At 38.2% G+C, this 23,097-nt stretch carries 24 protein-coding genes and 2 pseudogenes; 8 read left to right on the forward strand and 18 right to left on the reverse strand.

Annotation, left to right across the window (positions count from 1 at the left end):
* Positions 1 to 194: 194 nt before the first annotated feature.
* From trmD to OD757_RS11285, 10 genes are all read right to left on the reverse strand, one after another.
* Complete coding sequence (trmD, locus tag OD757_RS11240) at positions 195 to 950, reverse strand: tRNA (guanosine(37)-N1)-methyltransferase TrmD (protein WP_009392015.1); 756 nt, start codon at positions 948 to 950, stop codon at positions 195 to 197.
* A gap of 42 nt (positions 951 to 992) precedes the next feature.
* Positions 993 to 1,541, reverse strand: coding sequence for a ribosome maturation factor RimM (rimM, locus tag OD757_RS11245; RefSeq protein ID WP_009392005.1), 549 nt, complete (start codon positions 1,539 to 1,541; stop codon positions 993 to 995).
* 20 nt (positions 1,542 to 1,561) lie between these two features.
* Positions 1,562 to 1,813 (reverse strand): 30S ribosomal protein S16, encoded by a 252-nt coding sequence (gene rpsP / locus OD757_RS11250; RefSeq protein ID WP_000260334.1) that lies wholly within the window; start codon positions 1,811 to 1,813, stop codon positions 1,562 to 1,564.
* Between the two features lie 146 nt (positions 1,814 to 1,959).
* Complete coding sequence (locus OD757_RS11255; protein WP_263031921.1) at positions 1,960 to 2,409, reverse strand: type IV pilin protein; 450 nt, start codon at positions 2,407 to 2,409, stop codon at positions 1,960 to 1,962.
* Positions 2,393 to 2,893 (reverse strand): type IV pilin protein, encoded by a 501-nt coding sequence (locus OD757_RS11260; protein ID WP_263031922.1) that lies wholly within the window; start codon positions 2,891 to 2,893, stop codon positions 2,393 to 2,395. Before OD757_RS11260 ends, OD757_RS11255 begins: the two co-directional genes overlap by 17 nt.
* A 9-nt stretch (positions 2,894 to 2,902) precedes the next feature.
* Positions 2,903 to 6,589 (reverse strand): PilC/PilY family type IV pilus protein, encoded by a 3,687-nt coding sequence (locus tag OD757_RS11265; protein WP_263031923.1) that lies wholly within the window; start codon positions 6,587 to 6,589, stop codon positions 2,903 to 2,905.
* A gap of 24 nt (positions 6,590 to 6,613) precedes the next feature.
* Positions 6,614 to 7,360 carry a PilX N-terminal domain-containing pilus assembly protein gene (locus OD757_RS11270; RefSeq protein ID WP_263031924.1) on the reverse strand — a complete coding sequence of 249 codons (747 nt, stop codon included), beginning with the start codon at positions 7,358 to 7,360 and terminating at the stop codon, positions 6,614 to 6,616.
* Positions 7,360 to 8,388: a PilW family protein gene (locus tag OD757_RS11275; RefSeq protein WP_263031925.1), complete on the reverse strand. Its 1,029-nt coding sequence runs from the start codon at positions 8,386 to 8,388 to the stop codon at positions 7,360 to 7,362. The genes OD757_RS11270 and OD757_RS11275 overlap by 1 nt, the downstream gene beginning before the upstream one ends.
* A 1-nt stretch (position 8,389) precedes the next feature.
* The gene (gene pilV / locus OD757_RS11280) at positions 8,390 to 8,911 is read right to left on the reverse strand and encodes a type IV pilus modification protein PilV (protein ID WP_263031926.1); all 522 of its coding nucleotides are present in this window, start codon (positions 8,909 to 8,911) and stop codon (positions 8,390 to 8,392) included.
* Complete coding sequence (locus OD757_RS11285; RefSeq protein ID WP_411267187.1) at positions 8,908 to 9,309, reverse strand: Tfp pilus assembly protein FimT/FimU; 402 nt, start codon at positions 9,307 to 9,309, stop codon at positions 8,908 to 8,910. The genes pilV and OD757_RS11285 overlap by 4 nt, the downstream gene beginning before the upstream one ends.
* On the opposite strand from OD757_RS11285, the pseudogene OD757_RS11290 reads away from it, so the two are divergent.
* Positions 9,194 to 9,560: pseudogene (locus tag OD757_RS11290) on the forward strand (hypothetical protein); the annotation flags it as partial. The gene OD757_RS11285 and the pseudogene OD757_RS11290 overlap by 116 nt on opposite strands.
* Here the strand turns inward: OD757_RS11290 and ispH are convergent.
* Positions 9,526 to 10,476, reverse strand: coding sequence for a 4-hydroxy-3-methylbut-2-enyl diphosphate reductase (ispH, locus tag OD757_RS11295; protein WP_198078162.1), 951 nt, complete (start codon positions 10,474 to 10,476; stop codon positions 9,526 to 9,528). The pseudogene OD757_RS11290 and the gene ispH sit on opposite strands and share 35 nt — an antisense overlap.
* Positions 10,477 to 10,598: 122 nt before the next feature.
* Between ispH and gmk the strand changes: the two genes are divergently transcribed.
* From gmk to bfr, 7 genes and pseudogenes are all read left to right on the forward strand, one after another.
* Positions 10,599 to 11,228: a guanylate kinase gene (gene gmk / locus OD757_RS11300; RefSeq protein ID WP_009391949.1), complete on the forward strand. Its 630-nt coding sequence runs from the start codon at positions 10,599 to 10,601 to the stop codon at positions 11,226 to 11,228.
* A 72-nt stretch (positions 11,229 to 11,300) separates the two neighbouring features.
* Complete coding sequence (rpoZ, locus tag OD757_RS11305) at positions 11,301 to 11,579, forward strand: DNA-directed RNA polymerase subunit omega (RefSeq protein WP_002116990.1); 279 nt, start codon at positions 11,301 to 11,303, stop codon at positions 11,577 to 11,579.
* 80 nt (positions 11,580 to 11,659) lie between these two features.
* Positions 11,660 to 11,749, forward strand: a pseudogene (locus OD757_RS11310) (hypothetical protein); the annotation flags it as partial.
* 39 nt (positions 11,750 to 11,788) lie between these two features.
* Positions 11,789 to 13,894 (forward strand): RelA/SpoT family protein, encoded by a 2,106-nt coding sequence (locus OD757_RS11315; protein ID WP_263031928.1) that lies wholly within the window; start codon positions 11,789 to 11,791, stop codon positions 13,892 to 13,894.
* 144 nt (positions 13,895 to 14,038) lie between these two features.
* Positions 14,039 to 14,422, forward strand: coding sequence for a RidA family protein (locus OD757_RS11320; RefSeq protein ID WP_002116996.1), 384 nt, complete (start codon positions 14,039 to 14,041; stop codon positions 14,420 to 14,422).
* A gap of 219 nt (positions 14,423 to 14,641) precedes the next feature.
* Positions 14,642 to 14,836 (forward strand): bacterioferritin-associated ferredoxin, encoded by a 195-nt coding sequence (locus tag OD757_RS11330; RefSeq protein ID WP_009392016.1) that lies wholly within the window; start codon positions 14,642 to 14,644, stop codon positions 14,834 to 14,836.
* A 247-nt stretch (positions 14,837 to 15,083) separates the two neighbouring features.
* Complete coding sequence (bfr, locus tag OD757_RS11335) at positions 15,084 to 15,548, forward strand: bacterioferritin (RefSeq protein WP_042895434.1); 465 nt, start codon at positions 15,084 to 15,086, stop codon at positions 15,546 to 15,548.
* Between the two features lie 43 nt (positions 15,549 to 15,591).
* Here the strand turns inward: bfr and OD757_RS11340 are convergent, their stop codons facing one another.
* The 7 genes from OD757_RS11340 to OD757_RS11370 all read right to left on the reverse strand — a co-directional run bounded on the left by OD757_RS11340 (position 15,592) and on the right by OD757_RS11370 (position 23,064).
* A complete protein-coding gene (locus OD757_RS11340) occupies positions 15,592 to 17,220 on the reverse strand; it encodes a PglL family O-oligosaccharyltransferase (protein WP_263031929.1) in 1,629 nt (542 codons plus the stop codon).
* A gap of 147 nt (positions 17,221 to 17,367) precedes the next feature.
* Entirely contained in the window at positions 17,368 to 17,853 is a 486-nt protein-coding gene (locus OD757_RS11345) for a pilin (RefSeq protein ID WP_263031930.1), read from the reverse strand.
* A gap of 346 nt (positions 17,854 to 18,199) precedes the next feature.
* Positions 18,200 to 18,760 (reverse strand): TPM domain-containing protein, encoded by a 561-nt coding sequence (locus OD757_RS11350; RefSeq protein WP_263031931.1) that lies wholly within the window; start codon positions 18,758 to 18,760, stop codon positions 18,200 to 18,202.
* Positions 18,754 to 19,836 (reverse strand): TPM domain-containing protein, encoded by a 1,083-nt coding sequence (locus tag OD757_RS11355; protein ID WP_263031932.1) that lies wholly within the window; start codon positions 19,834 to 19,836, stop codon positions 18,754 to 18,756. Before OD757_RS11355 ends, OD757_RS11350 begins: the two co-directional genes overlap by 7 nt.
* A gap of 24 nt (positions 19,837 to 19,860) precedes the next feature.
* Positions 19,861 to 20,451, reverse strand: a complete 591-nt coding sequence (locus OD757_RS11360) for a LemA family protein (protein ID WP_009392013.1) — start codon at positions 20,449 to 20,451, stop codon at positions 19,861 to 19,863.
* A gap of 130 nt (positions 20,452 to 20,581) precedes the next feature.
* The gene (locus OD757_RS11365; RefSeq protein WP_263031933.1) at positions 20,582 to 21,469 is read right to left on the reverse strand and encodes a metal-dependent hydrolase; all 888 of its coding nucleotides are present in this window, start codon (positions 21,467 to 21,469) and stop codon (positions 20,582 to 20,584) included.
* A gap of 173 nt (positions 21,470 to 21,642) precedes the next feature.
* Positions 21,643 to 23,064: an FAD-dependent oxidoreductase gene (locus OD757_RS11370; protein ID WP_009392028.1), complete on the reverse strand. Its 1,422-nt coding sequence runs from the start codon at positions 23,062 to 23,064 to the stop codon at positions 21,643 to 21,645.
* Between the last annotated feature and the right edge of the window lie 33 nt (positions 23,065 to 23,097).

Below are 23,097 nucleotides of genomic sequence, written 5' to 3' on the forward strand. Positions count from 1 at the left end.
AGTCAGAAGAGGTCTGAGGTTCCGCTGGGGATAGAGGCTAAAGCGCATATCACCCGTTTATCTTTCCCTTTACGACAATATGTCTATAAAGAGCCTTAGAATATACATAAAACTATTCATTAAATAGAATCATGCTTTAACTCGAAGCATTGCTTCTCGTCTTGTTGCAGAACTTTCGTTCCTAAGAATAGTGGTTAAGAATTACCACCATTCCCTTGTGCATCTTTTAGCCATTTTTTTTGCTGCTTATTCAACTCTACTTTTTCGGCCAACTCTGGTCGACGTTCTAAAGTTCGTTGATACCGCTGCAAAAAGCGCCATTTTTCGATATTGCCATGATGTCCAGATTTTAAAACGTCTGGCACATCCAGCCCCTCAAAATGGTCTGGCTTTGTATATTGTGGACAATCTAAAAGACCATCAACAAAAGAATCTTGTACTGCTGACTGTTCATCTGACATTACATTCGGCAAACGGCGAATAATACTGTCAAGTAACACCATAGCGGGCAATTCACCACCAGATAAAACATAATCACCAATTGACCATTCCTGATCAACATAATGCTGGATCAAACGTTCATCCACTCCCTCATAACGTCCACACAGTACAATTAAGCCGTCGTAATCTACAAACTGCTGTACTGCCTGCTCATTTAAGGTTTTGCCTTGTGGAGACATATACACCACAGGAACATGAACATGTCCTGCTTGTGAGGCAAGCTGTTTGGCATGTGCAATTGCTTTCGCCAAAGGCTCAGCCATCATCACCATACCTGGGCCACCACCAAATGGACGTTCATCCACTCTTCTGTAGTTACCCTCAGCAAAATCACGAGGATTAATACAAGTGACTTGTACAATATCCCGTTTTGCCGCACGTCCGCTGATGCCGTAGGCTGTAATCGCTTCAAACATTTCAGGAAAAAGCGTAATGACTGCAAAAAACATCACAGACTCCTCTATTTTCCTGCTGTATTAATCCTAAAAGGATTAATAATCTACGCCCCAATTGACGTAAATACGACCAGCTTCAAGATCAACACGTTGTACTACATCTTTATGCCAAGGAATCATGCGTTCTTCTGAATCAATGCTGTCTGGGGTCGCATGTACCACCATCACATCATTAGCTCCAGTTTCAAACAACTCATGAATTTTACCTAAGTTTACTTCCTGCTCTTCATCGTCTAGGCCAAACACTGTTAAGCCTTTTAAATCTGACCAGTAGTACTCATCTACATCTGCTTTTGGCAGTTGAGACTTAGCAATCCAGATATTAGCGCCAACCAAGTTTTCTGCTCCAGTGCGATCACTCACACCTTTCAAAGCAACAACCAAGCCTTTGCCATGTGGTTTCCAACGTTTTACATCTATTGTTTGCCAACCGGCCTTGGTCTCAATGTACCAAGGCAGATAGTCAAACATGTTGCTCATAGGTTCTGTATTTGAATACACCCAGAGCCACCCATTCAATCCATAAGCTGAACGTAACTGTCCAATCTGAATACGATCTTCTGGAACATTCTGTGTTGATGTCATGGGTTACCTACTACAAAAAATTATGCAGTAGCTTTTTTAGCTTGAGCAGCTAAAGAAGCAACACGTTCAGAAGGTTGAGCACCTTGTGAAACCCAGTGAGCAAAACGGTCTGCATCTAAACGAAGTTTTTCTGCTTGACCTTGTGCAGTCGGGTTAAAGAAACCGATACGCTCGATGAAACGACCATCACGTGCATTGCGGCTGTCAGTCACAACGATTTGATAGAATGGACGTTTTTTTGCGCCGCCACGTGCTAAACGAATAACAACCATGATAAAAGCCTTATAATTCTTACGGATTATCCCTGCGCCGACCATCGGCAACACTTCAAACCCCTTTCATAGAGGGCGACATTCTACGTGATTTTCGCCCTGAAAGAAAGATTATTTTTTGAGTTATCCGCAGTTTTGAATTTAAATTAATGTCCATCCCAATTTGATGTATTTGACAAGTTTATTGATGAGCATATTACACCTTTAGACCAATAACGCTGTTGATCCTGATTTACGCAAACTTCACCATTACCATTTTGTATAGAGGTAATAATTGGAGTGGCTTTGAGTAAATATCCCTGATTATCAGCGTCAATCGCTAAAGTGACAGTATAAAAAGCAGTTCCTATTAAAGGATAATTTTGCGATGCTGTACCATTATCTAAAGTAGCATTATCAAAACTATGATTAATAACTTTATAGCTTTGTAATCGTTGATTAATACGCAGCATCTCAGCTTGTACCTCCGTACGATTAGTACGGATTTTATATTGAGTATAAGACGGGTAAGCAATTGCTGCCAAAATTGCAATGATCGCCACCACAATCATTAACTCAATTAATGTAAACCCTTGGTGACTACCATTTTTCAGCATTTGTAGCACACCCCGTATAATTATTGATATTAGTTAGATCATTTGCCACCAAATATTTAGATTTACATTTAATCCCTGTACTGGTAACTAACAGAGCATCATACCCTGCCGTTTCCGGTATTGCTCTAATCGCCCATCTTTGGCCCAATCCAGCACTACTAGCCAATAAAGTAGTAGCATCTGTTTCACTAACATCAGCTAATGTAATCGTGTACTTTTTATTGGTACTGCTTGGAAAATCCATACTACTCATTGCTGAGGTTTGTCCATATAAATATTTAGGATCGAAACCATGATAAGAAAAGTTTTGGCTTTTATATCTTTCCAATTGTCCAGCAAGCTTTAGTAATTCCTGCTGGACTGCTGCGGTATCTGCACGGCGAATTTGAGCTTGATATGATGGAATCGCTATTGCTACAAAAACAGCGACAATCATGACGACAATCATTAGCTCAATCAGGGTAAATCCCATATTTTTTTTCATAGAGATCTCCTATTGTCGCTCATACCAATTTGTACTTTGAAATATTTTTGTCGTTTTGTAATTTCGCCCAACTTCTGGTAGGAGTTTAATCAAATTATTTACGCCATTTGAAAATCCTCCCGCATTAATTTTACTAATGCCATCAGAAGCATTACCCACATTGCCACCAATCTTATTTTCATTAAAATGAGCAGCATCGGTTGCATCCCCGCAAACCCCATAAGGTAAACATAAACGGCGGATTACACTTGAACCTGTAATACCACCTGTACACGCATTTGGCTGTTTGGTTGAAGCATGATTTGGATTATATAAAGATACGTAGAAATCTGAAAATTGAGCGGTATTTGCAACCACAAGGTATCCATTAAGTGCTTTTACTGTACCTGTATTTGCAGTTTGGGCTGTTCCATCAGTTTCACGCAAAACATAGTACCAACCCTTTTTAGTATTATTCATCAGATTTGCTACATTTGTACTGGCAATAAGACTCCAATCATATAAATCTAATTCTGTTAAATTACTTGTTTTAGAGAATGTTGAATTGTATAAATTCGATGAAGCAATATCATAATCATATAAGGCATAAATTCGATTATCATAGCTATTGGCTTTGTTCAGTGGAAAACTTCGATTACCAGAAGCAATACCAAGCACACCAAAACGGCTACCGTTACGATCATGAATACTTAAAGTCGGCATTTCATAGAAACGCTGGTTAAGTGCTGAAAAGTTCGCGAGTCGATTTACTCGACCAAAATTTGTTGTTGATGTTCCATAACCATTATTCAAGTCAACGCGAAAGATTTGCCCACCTAAATCACCAAAATATAAATTATCAACCAAACCATCTGCATCTCGATCGAAAGCTTTGATTTGGCTCACTACGCTATATTTTAAATTACTATCCTTGACGTCAACCGTACTAGTGCTATTACTACTACCGTAACGAGCATCCCACAATAAAGCACCTGTAGTCGCATCAAAAATATAAATACCAGCGCCAGCATTTACAGTGGTTGAAGTCGGCTGATAACCATCCGTCTCATAAGCTGGATCATATCCACCTCCTACAATCATGACATTTTTAACTTGATTATTGAGACGAATTTTTGCAAGTGTCGGTTTGGACCAACTCTGCCCCATTGCCTGAAGTGCAGTTACTTGGTTCCCTGTAGCAAACACACCACTGGTACCACTATTAATTACCCCATTTACAGGGTCAATCTGAAACAAAAATTTTGGATCTGCTGGATTTTTAATATTTAAGCCATAATAGCTTTTTCCACCCATACGCATACCACCATAAATATTGGCAATATTGGCTTTAAATTTATTATTCGTCGCATCAACATTATATTCGATCCATGAACCCCATTGAGCATCGATACCATAAAATGGATTTGTTGTAGATGTTGTTGTATTACTTACATCTAATAAAGCATCTCGACGATTAACATCCTGAAGAATTTCATTGGGAAGAAAAGCCATTTCTTCTTTACCAGTGGCTTGATTCAGTATGTGTAGTAAACCTTGTATTGATCCCATCACAATATAATCTTTACGGTTTACTGTACTTTGAGTATTACTTAAAATTGCACCTGTAGTTGGGTCATATTTGGCTTCTAAAGTCACTAGTAATGGGTCAGAATGTAATACGCCACCCATTTGCTGCATAACGTTTAAGTTTTTTACTTTATCAACAGTATCCCACTTATAGCCTGCGGTTTTGGCTTCTAATTCAGTTTTTGTAAGCTTATAACCTAGTGCAGATAACAGATAAGGTTGGTAAACGTTTTGTCGCCATGCTGTCGTTCCTGAACCTGCTGTATTGTCAATATAGCTAGCAGTCAGAACATTTTGCGTACTCAGTTGAGTTAAACTATTTGCAGCTACAACTTTATTTTTATTCGCATCAGTTAAAGCTGTCGGAATAGTTGCATTAATGTAGAGAGGCCGGGTTTGAATATCTGAAGCATTAGTTACCGTGCTGAGCGTACCTGAAGTCGTATTTGGAACTGATAGTTGTGACCACGCCCCACCTTTGAGAGCATCGTCTCCATCATTAATATTCTCAGCATTCCAAAAGTCCTGAGTTAAAGTATTAATACCACCTGTATTTTTTAATACGGTATTACCATTCACATCAACCATAGTACCAGATGAATTTAAGGTATATTTTTTAAGGTTCCCTAACCATAACTGTTGCGTAGAGACTATTGTCCCACCCGATCCACTTACTTTAGGCTGAAACTGTGGTGCAAAAACATAAGAATAAGATGCACTGGTTGCCATTGGATCAGCTGGTACCACATAAGTCCCGAAACTAGCTGCCTCAAAAGTCCCTTGTGAAATTGCGCCTACAAACCTTAATAAAGCATTTTGTACTTTTTCACCTGTATCTGCATAGGTATAGCCACCAATAGGTTTATCGGTTCCATAAGTATCACCTTCACCAACTTTATCTCCCAACATCTTTAATGCATCAGCATTAAGAGTGTTAGAGTAAGGACTAGTATCAGAATTACCCAGATTGGTATTTACAGCTCCCCCAGAACCAATATAACAATGGATATTGCGTCCAGTTGAATCTTTGTCACAGGTTTCAACCTGATTACCACTACTATTAACTGCGGTATTAAAAAGAGGCCCAAATCCAACTGTAGCTAAATAAATTCTTTTCTTTGAGATAGGTGTTGCAGTTGTTGATGTCGCTTTAACTAGATCTGCAATATATGACCACCCACTTCGATCTTGATAACCTGTTACTGTATTATTAGTCGTCACCTCATTAACCGTTGCGGATAGTTTCATCTCGTAAAACTCACCATTTGTGGTAGCTGAACTACGAGCTTTACTATAGTTATAATAAACAGCAGGTACATCTGTAACAGAACCACTAATAGTATTAGCATCCACTCCTGTGATGCCTGCATTTGCAGCAACATTCTTAAGCAATAATTGTGTGTTTGTTGCTGGAATACCAGAAGGTGCACCATCGGTTAAAAAGAATACACCCTGTGTTGAACACTGTTTATCATTTTCATTCGGTAAAGATTCAATTGGCGCAATGTATTTTCCGTTTGAAACAGTACCTGTTGCAGCATTACTCATACCAGAAAGATCTGCTTGGTAACCATTTGAAAAGTTATTTACAGCATTAGGACTATCCGTACGGCTACCTAATAAATAGGCATAAGTTTCTGCAAATAAAGTTGAAGTTGGTGTACTTGAATCTGCACCTAGCCCGTTAATCTGCTCTATTAGAAATTGTCTTTGTGTTTTTGTCCCTGATACTAAAGCATCCAGCCTTTTTGCTGGCACCCAAATTCTAGAACGTCTAGGATTACTAACATCACCAGCAAATTTAGTTAATCCCATATAAGTGATATTAGGAATTTTATAGGTACCATCTGTGTTTAAAGCCTGTAAAGCAGTGACTAAAGAGCGCTTCAGAGCATCTAAACGTGACATTCTTGTATTGTTATAATAGGCATCATTAATTGTCATACTAAAAGAATTATCAATTGCCAACATAATAATCGGATATTTAGTTGCCGTTGGATTTTGATAAATCTGCACATCACTTGCGCGAACAACTGATGTTGTTACGGTGCTCGTCATAATGGCAGATATCGCCATGACGAGTACTTTATACTTTAAAACTTTAGCTTTTTTAGTATTTAATATCTTCATTTCACCTATTCCCCAATAATCCAATTAAACCGAGTTCTGACGTTGATAGGTACTCAACACAAAATCCTGAAACTGCGTATTAAATGGAACATTCAAATCTTGTAAACAACTCGATACTGTTGAGTTTGAACCTGATAATGGCTGGCTATTTGGACGTTTCAGACAATTTGTAATAGCAGCCTGAGAAGCATCAGATAAATTGGGTAAAATAGATGTCACATATACTCTTATTCTTTTTGTTTGCTCATTATCCAATTTTCCCAAACTTTCAAGATCGCTCCCTAAAGTGACAATTTGTAATGGGCGTGCAGGTGTGCTTAGCGGTGGATTTACAACAATAGCAACTTGTGTCATTTGTGCTTTGCGACGACTAGCATAATCATTTACAGCACTCAAATTACAAAACCCAGATACACCATTTACAGTAATGTCTGTATTTTCTTCATTCCATTGTAAAGTACTTGTATTTGCGACAGAGAAAGACGTTGCAGGAGAGGTCTGACTTCTAAAACAAAAAACTACTTCTTTTCCCTGATTTTGTAATGCATAGCCAAGTAAACTTGTGGGATTACCACTCGTACTAGCGAAGCCTTCGGCACCTAATCGGTAAAGTACAGAATCAGATGACTGCATGAGCAACTGCTGCGCTTGACTGTTTGTTGCAATATTTAAACTTGTTAGACTTTGACGAACAGCCAACGTCCCAATCACGGTAATCACTAGCAATAAAATTAAAACAACGATTAATGTTGAACCCTTTTGTACTTTCATTACATTACCGCCGTATCTTGAGAAAACAAACCATTACGCAAGGCGATAGTTTGAGTAATAACTGTACGCAAATATTTTGGAGGGTTCCCTGTCGGCACTTTAATAGATACATTTTGATCAAGCACTTTATAAGTTTGGTTATTTGAAACTAAACCATTCTCACGAATGCTTTCATTGGAACGTACAAGTACACCAACTTGAATGGAATTGACTCGCGGACGCGGATTTGCATTCAAAGCAAGATATTGCCCAATCGAGATATACCGAAAATTTGTTGTATTGGTATCATCAGAAATGCCTAACAGAAAGTGCAAATGATCTACACGTCTTACCAAAATTTCTCCTTCTGTCGTACCAAATACAGTCGTAGAAGTTGAAGGATTTTTTAGAATCGTGGTGGCACCCGCTACATACGAACCCGCTTCACATGCAAGTGCTAATGCAGTATTAGGTTCATTTGATATGGCATTTGAATCTGATCTTAAAAAGAAACGCTCTACAATGTATCTATTCGCCTCATAATTATTACCCTCACAATCAACGCCGGCCTGCTCTGCAAAGAACTGGACAACTAATTGATCGCTACCTTGATTTACCTTTCCAGTAGCGGGTGGTACCGCCGAAACTTGTACGTTACTGGCCTTGGTAGCGAAACTTGTCACTGGCACAGCTACTGTTGACGGAATTGTGTCTGGCATATTCGTTGGAATCGTATCTGCCGTATAAGTTGGACTTGCTACTGCTGGGAAACGGGAAGTTTGTCTCGTGGTTATTACAATTCCACCGTTAGCCAGTCGATCATTTATGATGTTATTGTTTCCATAGTTACTCTTGCGAATGTCATTCGAGATATAGCGTAATCCAAAGTTTCCACTTTCCTGTAGATCAGCCATCGCGCGTTGAGTATTTAAAGAAATTTGTCCAGTAAGAAATAGCTGAGTGGCAGCAGCTGTAATCAATAGCCCCAAAACAATTGCTACCATGAATTCGACAAGTGTGAACCCCTGCTGAATATATATTTTATTCATCTCAATATAACTCCATGATGACACATTTTGCTTGAGGCAAATATGCACCACCATTCGTACAAGCATCTGAATCAGTAGAACTATTTATTGCTTTTGTTTTTCCCCATGCGACATAGACACACTTGCGGTTTTGAGTACCACTCACCTGACAGTCAGGTAACCGAATCGTCATTCCTAGATCATTTGCCTGACTTACAACCTGTGCCGTATCATAATTTGCCATTTGAACAGACGTAGTACATGGCGTTGTATTTGTTGTTTGAATACATTCTGGAGTCGCTGATGTACTTTGTGTTGTTGTATTTAAATTATCGCCATAGGTACTAAATGCAGCCCTATTTACACGAATACGTTCAGCTAAATCTCTGGCAAGATTCATGGCTTGAATTTTACTCATTGCCTCATCGGTGGCATCAACGGCTCTTAACTGCAATGCAGTAAATCCTAGAACCCCTATCGCAAGAATGAGTAAAGCAACTAATACTTCCATCATCCCTATGCCCTTTTGATTATATTTATTCATGAGCAAGTTCCATCATTTTTTGTATAAACAGTTCCCATCCGGGTTAACGCAAAAGATTTTTGAGTTTTAGCGATTGAATTACAAATTACAAAATCGGTATCAGCTGAAATACCTAAAACTAATGCCCCATCTCGACCAAAGGTAATACTACTCACAGAGGTGGGCGCGGTTACTCGATTTCCTGAAGTGGGTTCCCAATAAAAATCTGTATTTGTATTGGTTCCATCAACTAAATGAACGGTAACATTTGTTCTTAATAAAACTGCTTGGCTACGCCCTTGAGATAAGGTAGAAATCAGCTCTCTCGTATTCGCATTTAATCTTTGCTTAGCCATAAGTTGGGTAAAAGACGGCGCAGCCATCATTGCAATAATAGCCATGACCGCAATCGTCACCATAAGCTCAACTAAGGTGAACCCTTCTTGCGGAATAACTCCCCTCATCCCCAGAACCCCAAATAAACTTAAGAATTTTTTATTTATTATTTAAATTTTACGGCTTAGATTTACAAAACAAATACAAAGCAGATAAAGGGTATAAAAAAACAGATAATCGTCACATCAACAATTATCTGTTTAACTATTTTAAAATCAGTATGTTAAATAAGTCACACTTTATGCTTGAGTCACGTGAATGCGTAATTCTTTAGGAAGACTAAAGGTTATGTTCTCTTCACGTCCATCTAATTCTTTAGGTGCTTGCGCGCCCCAGTCTTGTAAACGTTGAATCACTTGCTTAATTAGAATTTCCGGTGCTGAAGCACCCGCTGTTACACCAATTTTGCAAGTGTCATTGAACCATGACTGTTCTAACTGATCAGCATTATCTACAAGGTAAGCAGCTTTGCCCATACGCTCTGCAAGCTCACGTAAACGATTTGAATTTGATGAGTTAGGTGAACCTACGACCAATACCACATCACACTGTTCCGCCAAGTCACGTACAGCATCTTGTCTGTTTTGAGTTGCGTAGCAAATATCATCTTTACGCGGCCCCTGAATATGAGGAAATTTTGCACGCAAAGCATCAATAACTTTAGCAGTATCATCAATAGATAGAGTTGTTTGGGTCACAAATGCAAGTTTTTCAGGATGTCTTACTGCAAGTGCAGCAACATCAGCCTCATCTTCAACCAGATAAATGTTACCACCTTTCAATTTGTCATATTGACCCATTGTTCCTTCAACTTCAGGGTGTCCTTCATGACCGATTAAAATGGCTTCTGTACCTTCTCGCGCATATTTAGTGACTTCAATATGAACTTTAGTAACCAAAGGACAAGTTGCATCAAACACTTTTAAGCCTCGACGCTCAGCTTCTTGCTGAACTGCTTTTGAAACACCGTGAGCACTAAAAATTACAATTGAGTCATCCGGAACCTGATCTAGCTCATCAACAAAAACCGCCCCTCTTTGACGTAAGTCATCTACAACAAATTTGTTGTGTACAACTTCATGACGTACATAAATAGGAGGATTAAAACATTCTAAAGCCCGATTGACGATTGCTATGGCTCGATCAACACCGGCACAAAAACCACGCGGATTAGCTAACACAATTTCCATAACAGCCTCAAAATTAATAAAACAGGGGAATTTCTCTTGAATATTTGCAATTAAAACTATTCAGTTTAAACGCACGGTACACTACAATAGCGAAGATATTTTATCATATCAGGAAAAATATCATGTCGGGTCTATTGTTTGTCGTTTCTGCTGCATCAGGAACAGGCAAAACATCTTTGGTGAAAGCCCTGCTTGACCGTGTGAGCAATTTACATGTTTCAGTCTCGCATACTACCCGAGGTCAACGTCCCGGTGAGTTAGATGGTGTTCACTATCACTTCACCACAAAAGATGAATTTCTAGACCAAGTCAACCATGAAGGTTTTATTGAATACGCTGAAGTATTTGGTAACTACTATGGCACTTCTCAAGCAACTGTAAAACAACAGTTAGCTCAAGGACATGATGTTCTACTTGAAATTGATTGGCAAGGCGCAGAGCAAGTACGCAAACTTTTTCCTGAATCTAAGCAAATATTTATTTTACCGCCTACACAGTTTGACCTACGTCAGCGTTTATCTAACCGTGGTACAGACTCAGTTGAAGTCATTGAACATCGTTTAAGCTGTGCAGTTGAAGATATGCAGCATTACACGAATTTTGATTACATCATTATTAATGATGACTTTAATAAAGCTTTACATGAGCTTGAAGCGGTAATTACAGCAAACCGTTTAGTATTATCTCAGCAAGCGAAACGTCATCAAACATTAATTCAAGACTTGATTACTCCTCAACCAAAACAGGAATAACTTGAGTCTAGATCGAAAGCCTTTTATACTGTTTAGTCTGTTCAAATTCACCATTCCAAAACGAGAACTTTTATGGCACGCGTCACCGTTGAAGATTGTTTAGATCATGTAGACAACCGTTTTGAGCTTGTGCTCGTTGCAAGTAAACGTGCTCGTCAATTGGCACGTCAAGGCATGGAGCCAACTGTAGAATGGGATAACGACAAACCGACTGTAGTTTCTTTACGCGAAATCGCGGCAGGGCACGTTACGAAAGAAATTCTTAAACAACGTGAACAAGATTATCAAACTTCTAGTCTTGATCTTGCTCTTTCTACAAACAGCTTGAATTTAGAAGGTTTTTCTTTCTAAATAATTCTGTTTCATAAAAAAACCATCGTTTTTCTGCGGTGGTTTTTTATTTGGCTTTGTCTTGTATTTAAAGATATTGAAAAAAGCAATTATTTTCATTGAAAAAAAAATACACTTTTTCAAATGAAAAAATTGACAAGTTCCGCAATATGCTTTTCATTAAGAAGTAGATAGATTTAGTTTTTCAGCATTAGGAAAAAGGGTGATTTATGCCAGGCGAAGAGGTCAGCCAAGCCAAGCAACAGCTCAAATTGATTATCGACCCTTACTTATCGGTAAGTGAGGTCGAAAAAGTGCTTGCTGCCTGTGATTTTGCCGATCTAGCACATACTGGCATTACACGTAAAAGTGGTGAACCCTACATTTTGCATCCGATTGCTGTCAGCTGTATTCTTGCAAACATGCGTTTAGATGCTGAAACCTTAATGGCTGCACTTTTGCATGATGTTATTGAAGACACTCAATATACCAAAGAAGATATTACTGAAAAATTTGGCCTGACTGTTGCAGAACTAGTTGATGGTGTAACCAAACTTAGCCAGTCAAGTGATAAAGAATTTAACAAGGCCGCTTCATTCCGAAAAATCTTGCAAGCGACCCTACAGGACCCACGTGTCATTATTATTAAATTAGCCGACCGCTACCATAATATGACAACGCTAGGTGCTTTACGTCCAGATAAACGTGCCCGCATTGCTCAGGAAACTTTTGATATCTTTGTGCCAATGGCAAGATTAGTCGGCATGAATGAAATGGGCGATAATCTAGAAAATCTTTGTTATCAAAATCTTGATCTTGATATGTTTGATAACGTGCAAAATGCACTACGTCTAACCAAACCAGAGCGATGTAAATATCAAAGTATCTGGGAACAAAACCTCGCTGAACTTCTTCATAATTATCATATTCAAGGCCGTATTAAAAAGAAAAACAACAATATCGAATTATTACGCCATTTCGTTAAAAATGAGATGGATTTACAAGAACTTACTCATAGTCATGCGTTTGAAATCGTTTTACAATCAATTGCCGACTGTGACCGCCTAGTTGATGCTTTAAGAGAAAACTTTCAGGTCATTCAATATCAGGACCATATTCGTCGTCCGTTACCTGGTGGTAACCAGTCTTTATTAATTAAGCTCAAAGGCGAAAAAACCACACTATCTCTTACCATTCAAACCGAGCTTATGCGTAAAGCTGCCCGTTTTGGGGTAGTGCTTGGTGAAAATGCACCACAAACTTGTCGTTCAGCCATTCAGGCTTCAATGCAGAACTTAAATACATTGATTGATGGAGAATGTGCAAAAACGACTTTTAATGATTTATTAGATTACTTACACCAAGAAAAAATTTGGGTTTACACACCACATGGTCAACTCCATGAGTTACCACAAGGTGCTACCGTAGTTGATTTTGCTTATTCAGCAAGTTTATTTTTAGGTAATCATGCAGTTGGTGCAAAAGTAGATGGCGAGATTAAACCACTATCGACCCCATTAATTAGCGGTCAGGTTATCGAAGTTATTACAGATGTTTTAGCCACACCAAATCCAGACTGGTTAAGTTTTATTAATACTCAAAAAGCTCGCCGTGCGTTACAGCATGTTCTTAAAGACCAAGACATTGAAGAACAGCGTTTAGTCGGTGCACAGGCACTTTCTCGAGCACTAAAACTCTTTAACCGTTCAATTAATGATCTCTCTGAAGCCGACTGGTTAGATTTACTACAATGGCGTCATATCGATAATAAAAATACATTATTTGAACAAATTGCGGTTGGTGACTTACTTCCTCAACTTGTAGCTAATCACCTATTTGCTCATGACAAACATCCACAAATAGAAAATTCGGATCGACTCATTCAAAGTACTGAAGGTGTCGACGTTAAATATGCGCATTGCTGCAATCCAGTTTTAGGTGACCCAATTCAAGGACATTTAACACGTCGTGGGTTAATTGTGCATCGCATCCGTTGTCATAACTTGCTACATGAACAACATCTACATCCTGAAAATATCATGCCGCTTCAATGGAAAGCAGATGATGTAGATGATGTACGTTTTACAGCCTACCTTGCTATAGAAATGGCAATGAATGATGAGCAGGTATCTGACCTGATCTATCAATGTCGTAAAAATAATGCAGGGGTAGAAATGGTTCACTCAAATGAGCAAAGAACTTTTGTTAATATTGTAGTCAACAACCGTAAACATATTGCAAAAGTCATCCGTGATTTACGTATGCATTATGGTTTTCCACGTATTGAGCGTTTGGATGCGCCTAATCCACAGATGGAAATTTCAAAAGTAAGCTAAGTCTTTACAAGGACTATTGGTCAGATTTATGTTTCTTTAACAAAATCAAACTTTCCAAATCCACTTAATCATTTAAATCGATGATACTTTTGTCCAAACCTATCATCGATTATGATGGAAAGAGATTTAATCAAGGAGAACCAAATGTCCCGCCAAGTGATACATACTGAAAATGCCCCTGCTGCTATCGGCACATACTCTCAAGCTATTTTAGTAGATAATACGTTATATCTTTCAGGGCAAATTGGTTTAGACCCATACAGTATGGAACTTGTAGAAGGTATCGAAGCTCAAATTCGCCGTGTGTTTGATAATTTAAAAGCGGTTTGTGAAGCTGCTGGCGGATCACTTGCAGATATTGCCAAGCTCAATATTTTTCTAACTGATTTATCAAATTTCCAACTTGTAAACCAAATTATGGGTGAATATTTTGCTCAACCATATCCTGCCCGTGCAGCTCTTGGTGTAGCAAGCTTACCAAAAGGTGCATTAGTAGAAATGGACGGAATAGTAATTATTAATCAATAAGATATAAAAAATTTAAAAATCTATATCTAAATAGTTAGCTTTTAAAATATGAACCATCTTTGCATAAAAATCTAAATTCTTCTTAGATTTCCGCTTAGGTGGTATTTTTTTATCCAAAATCCCAATGATGATAAATGAGATTTTAAATGAATTTCATTGACAAACGATAATAATTATCAATAATATCTATTATCGCATTTATATTTGGGGATCACTCCCATGTACGTTTGCTTGTGTCGTGGCATTACCGATCAAGATATTAAAGACGCTGTTGAAAATGGCGCTGAAAGCTATCGTGAAATTCGTGATTTGCTTGATCTTGGTACATGCTGTGGACGCTGTGCACCAGAAGCACGTGCTATCATTAGTGAAGAATTAGCAGAAATCGCTGCTCGTATTTCTGTAGCGGCGTAAAAAAATTATAAACATTTAACAGTATTTTATGAGCTCCTCCACCGCTTTTTGCGGAACATTAATAGTTCCTCATTCAAGCGGTTTTTTTTGGCTGCAAAATCTCCTTTCCTAATATTGTGTTGTTTTTGATTGCGATTTTCATTTGCTGTTCCATAAATTACTCGCCATATCTATGATTGTTCACTAAAATGGTTTTTATAGATTGCCTTAATTAAATTGAGGCAGAAATTGTTTTGGAGTAGCTACAATGAAAGGCAATCGTGATGTCATTAATCAGCTTAACCAAGTGCTGTATCATCATTTAACTGCAATTAATCAATACTTTTTACATTCACGCATGTTTAATGATTGGGGAATTGAGCAGCTTGGTTCTGCCGAATATAAAGAATCAATTCGTCAAATGAAACATGCAGACAAAATTATTGAACGTATTTTATTTTTGGAAGGCCTACCTAACCTTCAACATTTAGGAAAACTTTATATCGGCCAACATACAGAAGAAGTTCTGCAATGTGACATTCGTAAAGTGAAAGAAAATATAGAAGCGATTCAAAAAACAGTTGCACTCGCTGAAACAGAACAAGACTATGTGACTCGTGATCTTGTGCAAGAAATTTTAGAAAAAGAAGAAGAATATTGGGACTGGTTAGATACTCAAATTGATCTTATTGGCAGCGTAGGCATTGAAAATTATATCCAGAGCCAAATGTAATTTTTAATAAAAAAATCCCCTTGAGCACAAGGGGATTTTTTTATTACTTTTCTTTTAATAACTCTGGTAGCGTTATTTTTTGCTTATAAAGATGCTTTAAAATTAATAATTGCTGCTCTGCTTGCTCTGGTTTTCCATTATAAGCCAGCAATTTTGCATTTTTACGTAAATTATATGGAGTTGCTTTATTCTTTACCGAGTTCCCCCACTGGACTAGCTCAGCTTCAGATAATTTAGTTTTTGGATTAAGTTCAATCCATTTTAAACGCTCTTCAAACTGCGTTAAAACAAAAATTTTACTACTTCCCATGAACTCTGCATTTGGCTTTTTATTCTTATACAGTAAATTACTATTTAAAACATATACATTGTAATCACGTAAAATCGCAATAATAAGCAGTAAACTAACTATCCATATTAAGCGAAAAAGTTGCTTATTAAGTACAACTCCCTTGAGTACTGGAGTTTGCGCCTGAGCAATACCGAGCAAGAAACCACAGGTAAGCAAGAAATAAGCATAGCGTTGTGGGAACTCGAACATGGCATGAATAAGCACTGCACACACCATCATAATTGCTACAATCGAGATGGTTTCTTTAGCTTGTTGATTTAACCAAAGAAACCAACATGCAAAGTAAGCAATGATTACAGCTGCTAATGGAATACCATTCCAGACAATTAAATCAAGCAGTACATTATGAGCACTATTAAACCATACATGTACAGTTCCATATTGAATACTATCAACTACAGCAACACTAGTTTGACTCCACCCATACCCTGCCCATGGCTGCTGAGCTATAGCATGTAATATTTGTATCCACATACCTACACGCTCATGTCCAGAACCTGCACGAGCAACAAACGTACTTGTTTCAGTAATCTGTGTATGTGTAGAGAACTCAATGAATTGAGTAATATAAGGTAAGATGAATCCAGCAATTAAGAAAAATGTTAAACACCACAAGAAGCCTTGAGCGAATCCAAATCTTTTTTGCTTTCTAAACTGCCTGATCGCCCAATAGATGAGTAAAAATGGAAAAACTATCCATGAAGTTCTTGATTGACTTAATGCGACCGTAAATAAAATAATGAGAGTTGAAGGCAGTAACAACCAAATTGTTACTTTATTCTTTTCATATAAATACAAACACCCTAATAATCCAATAATTAAAAAGGTTGCCATATTATTGGGTTGACCAAAATTACCGTAAGGACGGTTACCTAGTAACTTAAGCACATACGGAATATGAGACTCAATATTCAACCATTGGCAAATTGCAATAAAACTAGTAAAAAGCGATATAATAATTACGAGCAAGCTAAAGCCAGAAAAGATTTGATCTCGCTTTTGTTGATCTAAAGACAGGTTGTAACCAGCCAAGACCATAAACCAGAAACCTAACAAGTAAAAAGAACTCAATAAGGCTGTACTCAGATCAAAAACCAAACCAAAACTCCACTGCACTATTGGAATTAAAGTAAATGGCAGCAACAAGAGTTGTGCTCTAGGGATTTTAATATTTTGCTGAATTAAAGCGGTTAATACACATAACCCAGCCCCAAAAGTACTCACTTCACTCGAGAACATTACCCAAGGACTATAGTGAAATGGAGACAACCATGCAAAACCTAACAGGATTGCAGCTAAGAATAGAAAGAATACTTGCATAGTGAAAGGTTAGAGACCAAAACTTGAGAGAATTATACATGCAAATAAGAAAAGAGAAGTTCTAACTAATTTATAAACAGCTAATACCAGAAGTAAACTTTTTAAATAAAAAAACGCACCATGAGGTGCGTTTTTTTATTTTTATTATTAGTTAGTACTAGTTGTCGGACAAGCTGAAGTCGCATATTTCTGCAACACATTTGAAGAACAAGTCCAACTTCCTGTACCCGCATTTCTAGTCCAAGTTATAGTCTGAGTTGCAATAGCTTGAGCTGCACTATTTCCTAAAGTTGCAATAATAGTAGAATCAGTTGTAGCATTCGCACCTATTGAAGCAACCGGAACACCTGTTTTACCAGATTCAACACCATTAGCTCCATTTAAACCACCTGTAGCAGCACCTGTTAAAATATTTGATCCAGTAGCGCCAAAGTCACATGCAGCCGTTGCTTTTCCATCAAGTATACATGTATCTAAAGCAGTTTTCAGACCTGCAGCTTCATCTACAGCTCTTGTTACTTGTGATTTCGCAATATAAGTTTGATATTGCGGAATCGCAATTGCCGCCAAAATACCGATAATCGCAACCACGATCATGAGTTCAATTAATGTAAAACCTTTTTGTGCATTCATAACCTTTTCCCCAAAGATTGTATGTATGTTTTTATATAAGCTTTTTCAGCTATCAACTATATTGCAGCATCCATGCCAACTTTTATTTTTATTAAAAAACAAAAACTTATACTATTTTTGAATCTACTAAATATAAAATCACTGTAAATAACTGACAAAAATTGTCATATTAGTTTTCGCTAAAACTTATCACATATAAAAAAAAGTAAACGAAACCCATCAAACTTTATATTTATTTTTGTGAACAAATTCTCTTTAAAAACAAATAAATAGGTGACATTTTTTGTCAATCACCTTTAAAAGTAAAATTATGAAAATTAGCTAATATAGTAATTTTCAAGGCGAGTTAATTAAGAATAATCGGAGTATTACCCAATTCATTAGATTGATCTGGCATATTTTCATCATAAAAACGTGACATTACCTCTCCAATTTGCTGTACACCAATCACTACAGCTTGTTGATATTGTTTTTGTGTAAGAAGTTGAACGATAGATTCACAAATCTGTTGCCAGACCTGATCATTGGTGGCATTTCTAATACCACGGTCAAATATAATTTCTACCGTACGTTCACATAAATTTAGGTATAACAATACGCCACTATTTAATTCGGTGTCCCAAACGCCTAACTCTGCAAATAACTGCTGTGCTCTTAATCGTGTATTTTGTCTATAAGCTTGTGAACATGGAATATGGCCTTCAATTACAACCTGTATTTCTCCAACATGGCCATGTTCTGCTTGCTGTACAGCATCGGCAATAGTTTGCTTATCTTGTTTCGAAAAATAACGACTACTCGCCGGAAAATAGCATAAATGTTTAAACCAACGTTTTAGGCTTGGCTCTACAGATTCCTCAATTTTGGGATGAGTAATAATTTGTGTTGTTTCTGATGTTGTTACCATGAGCCTGAAGCACCTCCACCACCAAAACGACCTCCGCCGCCACCATATCCGCCGCCACCACCGCCGAAGCCGCCTCCACGGCCACCACCGCCAGAACCACTCAGAATGGCCTGTAAAATAAGTTGGGCAATTGAAGTAATGAGTAAAAAGAAAATTCCAAAACCAAGTAGTAAGCTAGTTACTAAACCTGCGCCATTTACAAAACCTGCCACTGCCGCAGCAACACCAGCAGTAGATGCACTAAGAGGACGTCCTACAATGAATGACCCTACAATTCCGGCAACAAGAATAAATAAAGCCATTGTGAGCGTTGTTTGCTTGGCTTGTTGTTCTTCTGCGGCTTGATGTTGTCGTTCTTTTAAATCTTGAGCAGCTTGCTGAGCTACTTCTGGATCAAGGTTTAAAATTCTTCCAATTTCATCGAGCCCTGCATTTAACCCTTGTGCATATTGGGCTTGTTTAAAATAAGGAGTAATTTGGTTTCGAATAATCCGACTTGCGATAATATCGGGCAATACGCCTTCTAAGCCATATCCGGTTAAAATTTGTATACGGTGGTCATTTACCGCAACTGCAATGAGTAATCCATTGTCACGCTTAGCTGAGCCTAATTGCCACTGTTCACCTACTCGTAATGCATAATCAAAAATATCTTCTTGACCAGTAGTGGGAACAATGACAATACCAATTTGTGCTTTGCCTTGCTGATATAAACTTAGAATTTTTTGATCGAGCTGCTGCTTCTCTGTCTCGCTTAAAATGTTAGCTTGATCAATAACAGGCTGGTTTAAAGTTGGCAAACCACGAATTGATTCACCATCTGCCATATCGTTAGAAACTTGAGGCTGAGCAGCAATACTTGAAGCAGATTGTTCACCCGCTTTAGAAGCAGTGGTTTGATTTTGCTGCTTTTGAATAATTTTGCCAGCGACTACTGCATCGGTCTCATCAGTAGCAGTTGCAATATTACTTTCACTCCATGCCGTATTCTGAAAAAGGACACTACAACAGAGCAAAATTAAGGTCCCAATAAAGGCCTTAATTTGCTTAGACTGAAGCAATATAGTATTTCTCATACGGCACTCCTTTGATTTATAAGATTAATCAAAAGAAACTTTTGGGGCCTGTTGCGCAGAAGCTTCTGCAGAGAAATTGGCTTTTGGATGCATACCAATTACTTTTGCCGTCACTGCTTGCGGGAACTGGCGTACATATCCGTTGTAATCTTGCACTGTTGTAATATAACGATTACGTGCAACTGCGATACGGTTTTCTGTACCCTCAAGCTGAACTTGTAATTCTTGGAATTGAGTATTGGCTTTTAAATCTGGGTAATTTTCAGACACAGCAATCAGTCGAGATAAAGCTCCAGTTAATTGACTTTGAGCCTGTTGATATTTTTCAAGTAGAGCTGGGTCTTCTAAAACTTCTTTATCAACTTTTAAACCAGCAACATTTGAACGTGCCTGTGTCACTTCGGTTAATACTTGTTCTTCATGTTTAGCATAACCTTTTACCACGTTCACAAGGTTCGGTACCAAATCTGATCGACGTTGATATTGGTTTTGTACTTCCGACCAAGCTGCTGTTACAGCCTCATCTTTTACTTGTAACGTGTTATAGCCACACCCCGAAAATAGTAAGGTACTGGCAAGTGTCGTTGCGATCGCAAGTTGTTTCAAATTTTTCATCGTCACATTATCCTCAAGTTTTTCTTTATATTTTTGACCTCTTTATTTGATTGTATGATGAATTTGGCATTGTTGTGTTGCTTTTATTTTATTGATTTTTAAAAAACCGGATTTTAAATCCGGTTATCTATTAACTTAATCTTTTGTCTTTTTCTTGTTGAAAACTTGCCATTTGATATTCGTCTGCCAAAGAACTTTTCCAGTAATCGACCATTTTGCCGTAATCCTTTTGGCTAGGATGAAAATCTTTTTTGTAATATGCGAAGTATTCAGGCATTAATTGCACAAGCATTTTTATGAGTAAATATGACCCAAATAAATTACCTCCGATTTTAGGTAAGCTATTCCACTTATCTTGCCAAAATAAGCGGGTTGCCCCATAAAAAGCGAGACTGGCAAATCCTGTCGTAACACTGCGCATGAGTAAACGACGCACACGATCATCTCCATATACATGCTGATAGACATCGAATGCGACTGAACGATGTTCAATTTCTTCAATCGCATGCCATACCCAAAGTTTTAGTGCATCTTCATCTAGTGTTTTTAATAACTCAGGATGCTGTAAAACATATGCGCCAAGTAACGCAGTAAAGTGTTCAAAAGCACAGGTAAGAGCCAACTGTAATTTAGGCGGAATCGTTCTTAAATATTTATCACGCTCATTTAGCCAGTTTTGAAATCTGTCCAGATTATAATCATCACGACGCCAAGCTTCATTAAACTCACTATGCGCTTTGGAATGCATAGCTTCTTGCCCAATAAAAGCTGCAATTTGTGCTTGTAGTTGAGGGTCTGAAACCTTATCACGTACATTACGTACGCTATTTACGAAAAATTGCTCGCCAACTGGAAACGTTGACGAGAGTGCAGTTAAAAAATGAGACATGAGAGGAGAATTGGCAAAATAGTGCCGTTTAATCGCCGTTGGATTAAATTCAAGACGACGCACGGTAATACCCAACGTTTTTCGACGATTTAAATATGATTTTTCTGCCGTCATACCTGCGATGTTCATATTCAACACCTATTGCATTGAAGAAGGAAGTTTCGAGTATGTCGCGAGCTTAAAAAGCTAAAAAGGGCAAAAAAGCTTATTGTATTTGCCAAAAACATCAAAGTGACTAATGGTAGACAATAAAAAAGCCTACTTGAAGTAGGCTTTTTTGAGTGTTTTAACAAATTAATTTATTAAACACCAAGGTAATCCAAAATGCCTTCAGCAGCTTGACGGCCTTCCCAAATCGCAGTCACGACTAGGTCTGAGCCACGCACCATATCACCACCAGCAAAGATTTTCGGGTTTGATGTCTGGAATTTAAATTCTTGCTGTTCAGCTGCGACAACACGGCCTGAACCATCAAGATTAATATTCGCGTTACCGAACCAATCCGCTGGGCTTGGACGGAAACCGAATGCAAGTAAAACCGCATCGGCTGGCAGCACTTCTTCAGAACCCGGAATTGGCTCAGGGCTACGGCGGCCACGACTATCTGGTGCACCCATTTGTGTCGTTACCACTTTTACGCCTGTCACTTTGCCATTGTCGCCAACAATCTCGATCGGTTGACGATTGAATAGGAATTTCACACCCTCTTCATAGGCATTTTTTACTTCACGTGCAGAACCTGGCATGTTGCTTTCATCACGACGGTATGCACACGTTACATCGTGAGCACCTTGACGTAAAGAAGTACGGTTACAATCCATAGCGGTATCACCACCACCAAGAACAATCACCTTTTTACCATCTAAGCTGATGTATTCACTTGGGTCTTTTTCCCAACCTTGGCAACGGTTCACGTTAGAGATTAAGAAATCAAGTGCGTCATAAACGCCGTCAAGATCTTCACCCGGAAACCCACCCTTCATATATGTATAAGTTCCCATACCCATGAATACAGCATCATATTCTGCAAGTAATTCATCAATGGTTACATCAGTGCCAATTTCAGTATTTAAACGGAATTCGATGCCCATACCCGTGAAGATTTCACGGCGGCGTTTCATTACATCTTTTTCCATTTTAAATTCTGGAATACCGAATGTAAGTAAGCCACCAATTTCAGGACGCTTATCGAATACAACTGGTTTAACACCACCGCGAGCAAGAATATCCGCACAACCTAAACCAGCAGGACCCGCACCAATAATTGCAACTTTTTTGTCAGTCCATTTTACGCCTGACATATCTGGACGCCAGCCCAAAGCAAAGGCTGTATCGTTGATATATTTTTCAGCATTACCAATAGTTACTGCACCAAAACCATCATTTAAGGTACAAGCACCTTCACATAAACGGTCTTGTGGGCATACGCGACCACATACTTCAGGTAGTGTGTTCGTTTGATGACAAAGCTCAGCAGCTTGGAAAATTTGGCCTTCAGCGATGAGTTTTAACCAGTTTGGAATGTAGTTATGTACAGGACATTTCCATTCGCAATATGGGTTACCACAACCTAAACAACGGTGAGTCTGATTAGTGACAGTTTCCGATGTAAAAGGCTTATAAATTTCCACAAATTCTGCTTTGCGGACAGTAATATCTTTTTTCTCTGGATCTTGGCGTGGTACATCCAGAAATTGAAAGTCATTATTTAGGCGTTCTGCCATGTCTCTCTCCGTGGGTAGGCGCGGATTTCATTG

Source organism: Acinetobacter sp. AYS6 (genome assembly GCF_025630795.1).
Lineage (GTDB): Bacteria > Pseudomonadota > Gammaproteobacteria > Pseudomonadales > Moraxellaceae > Acinetobacter.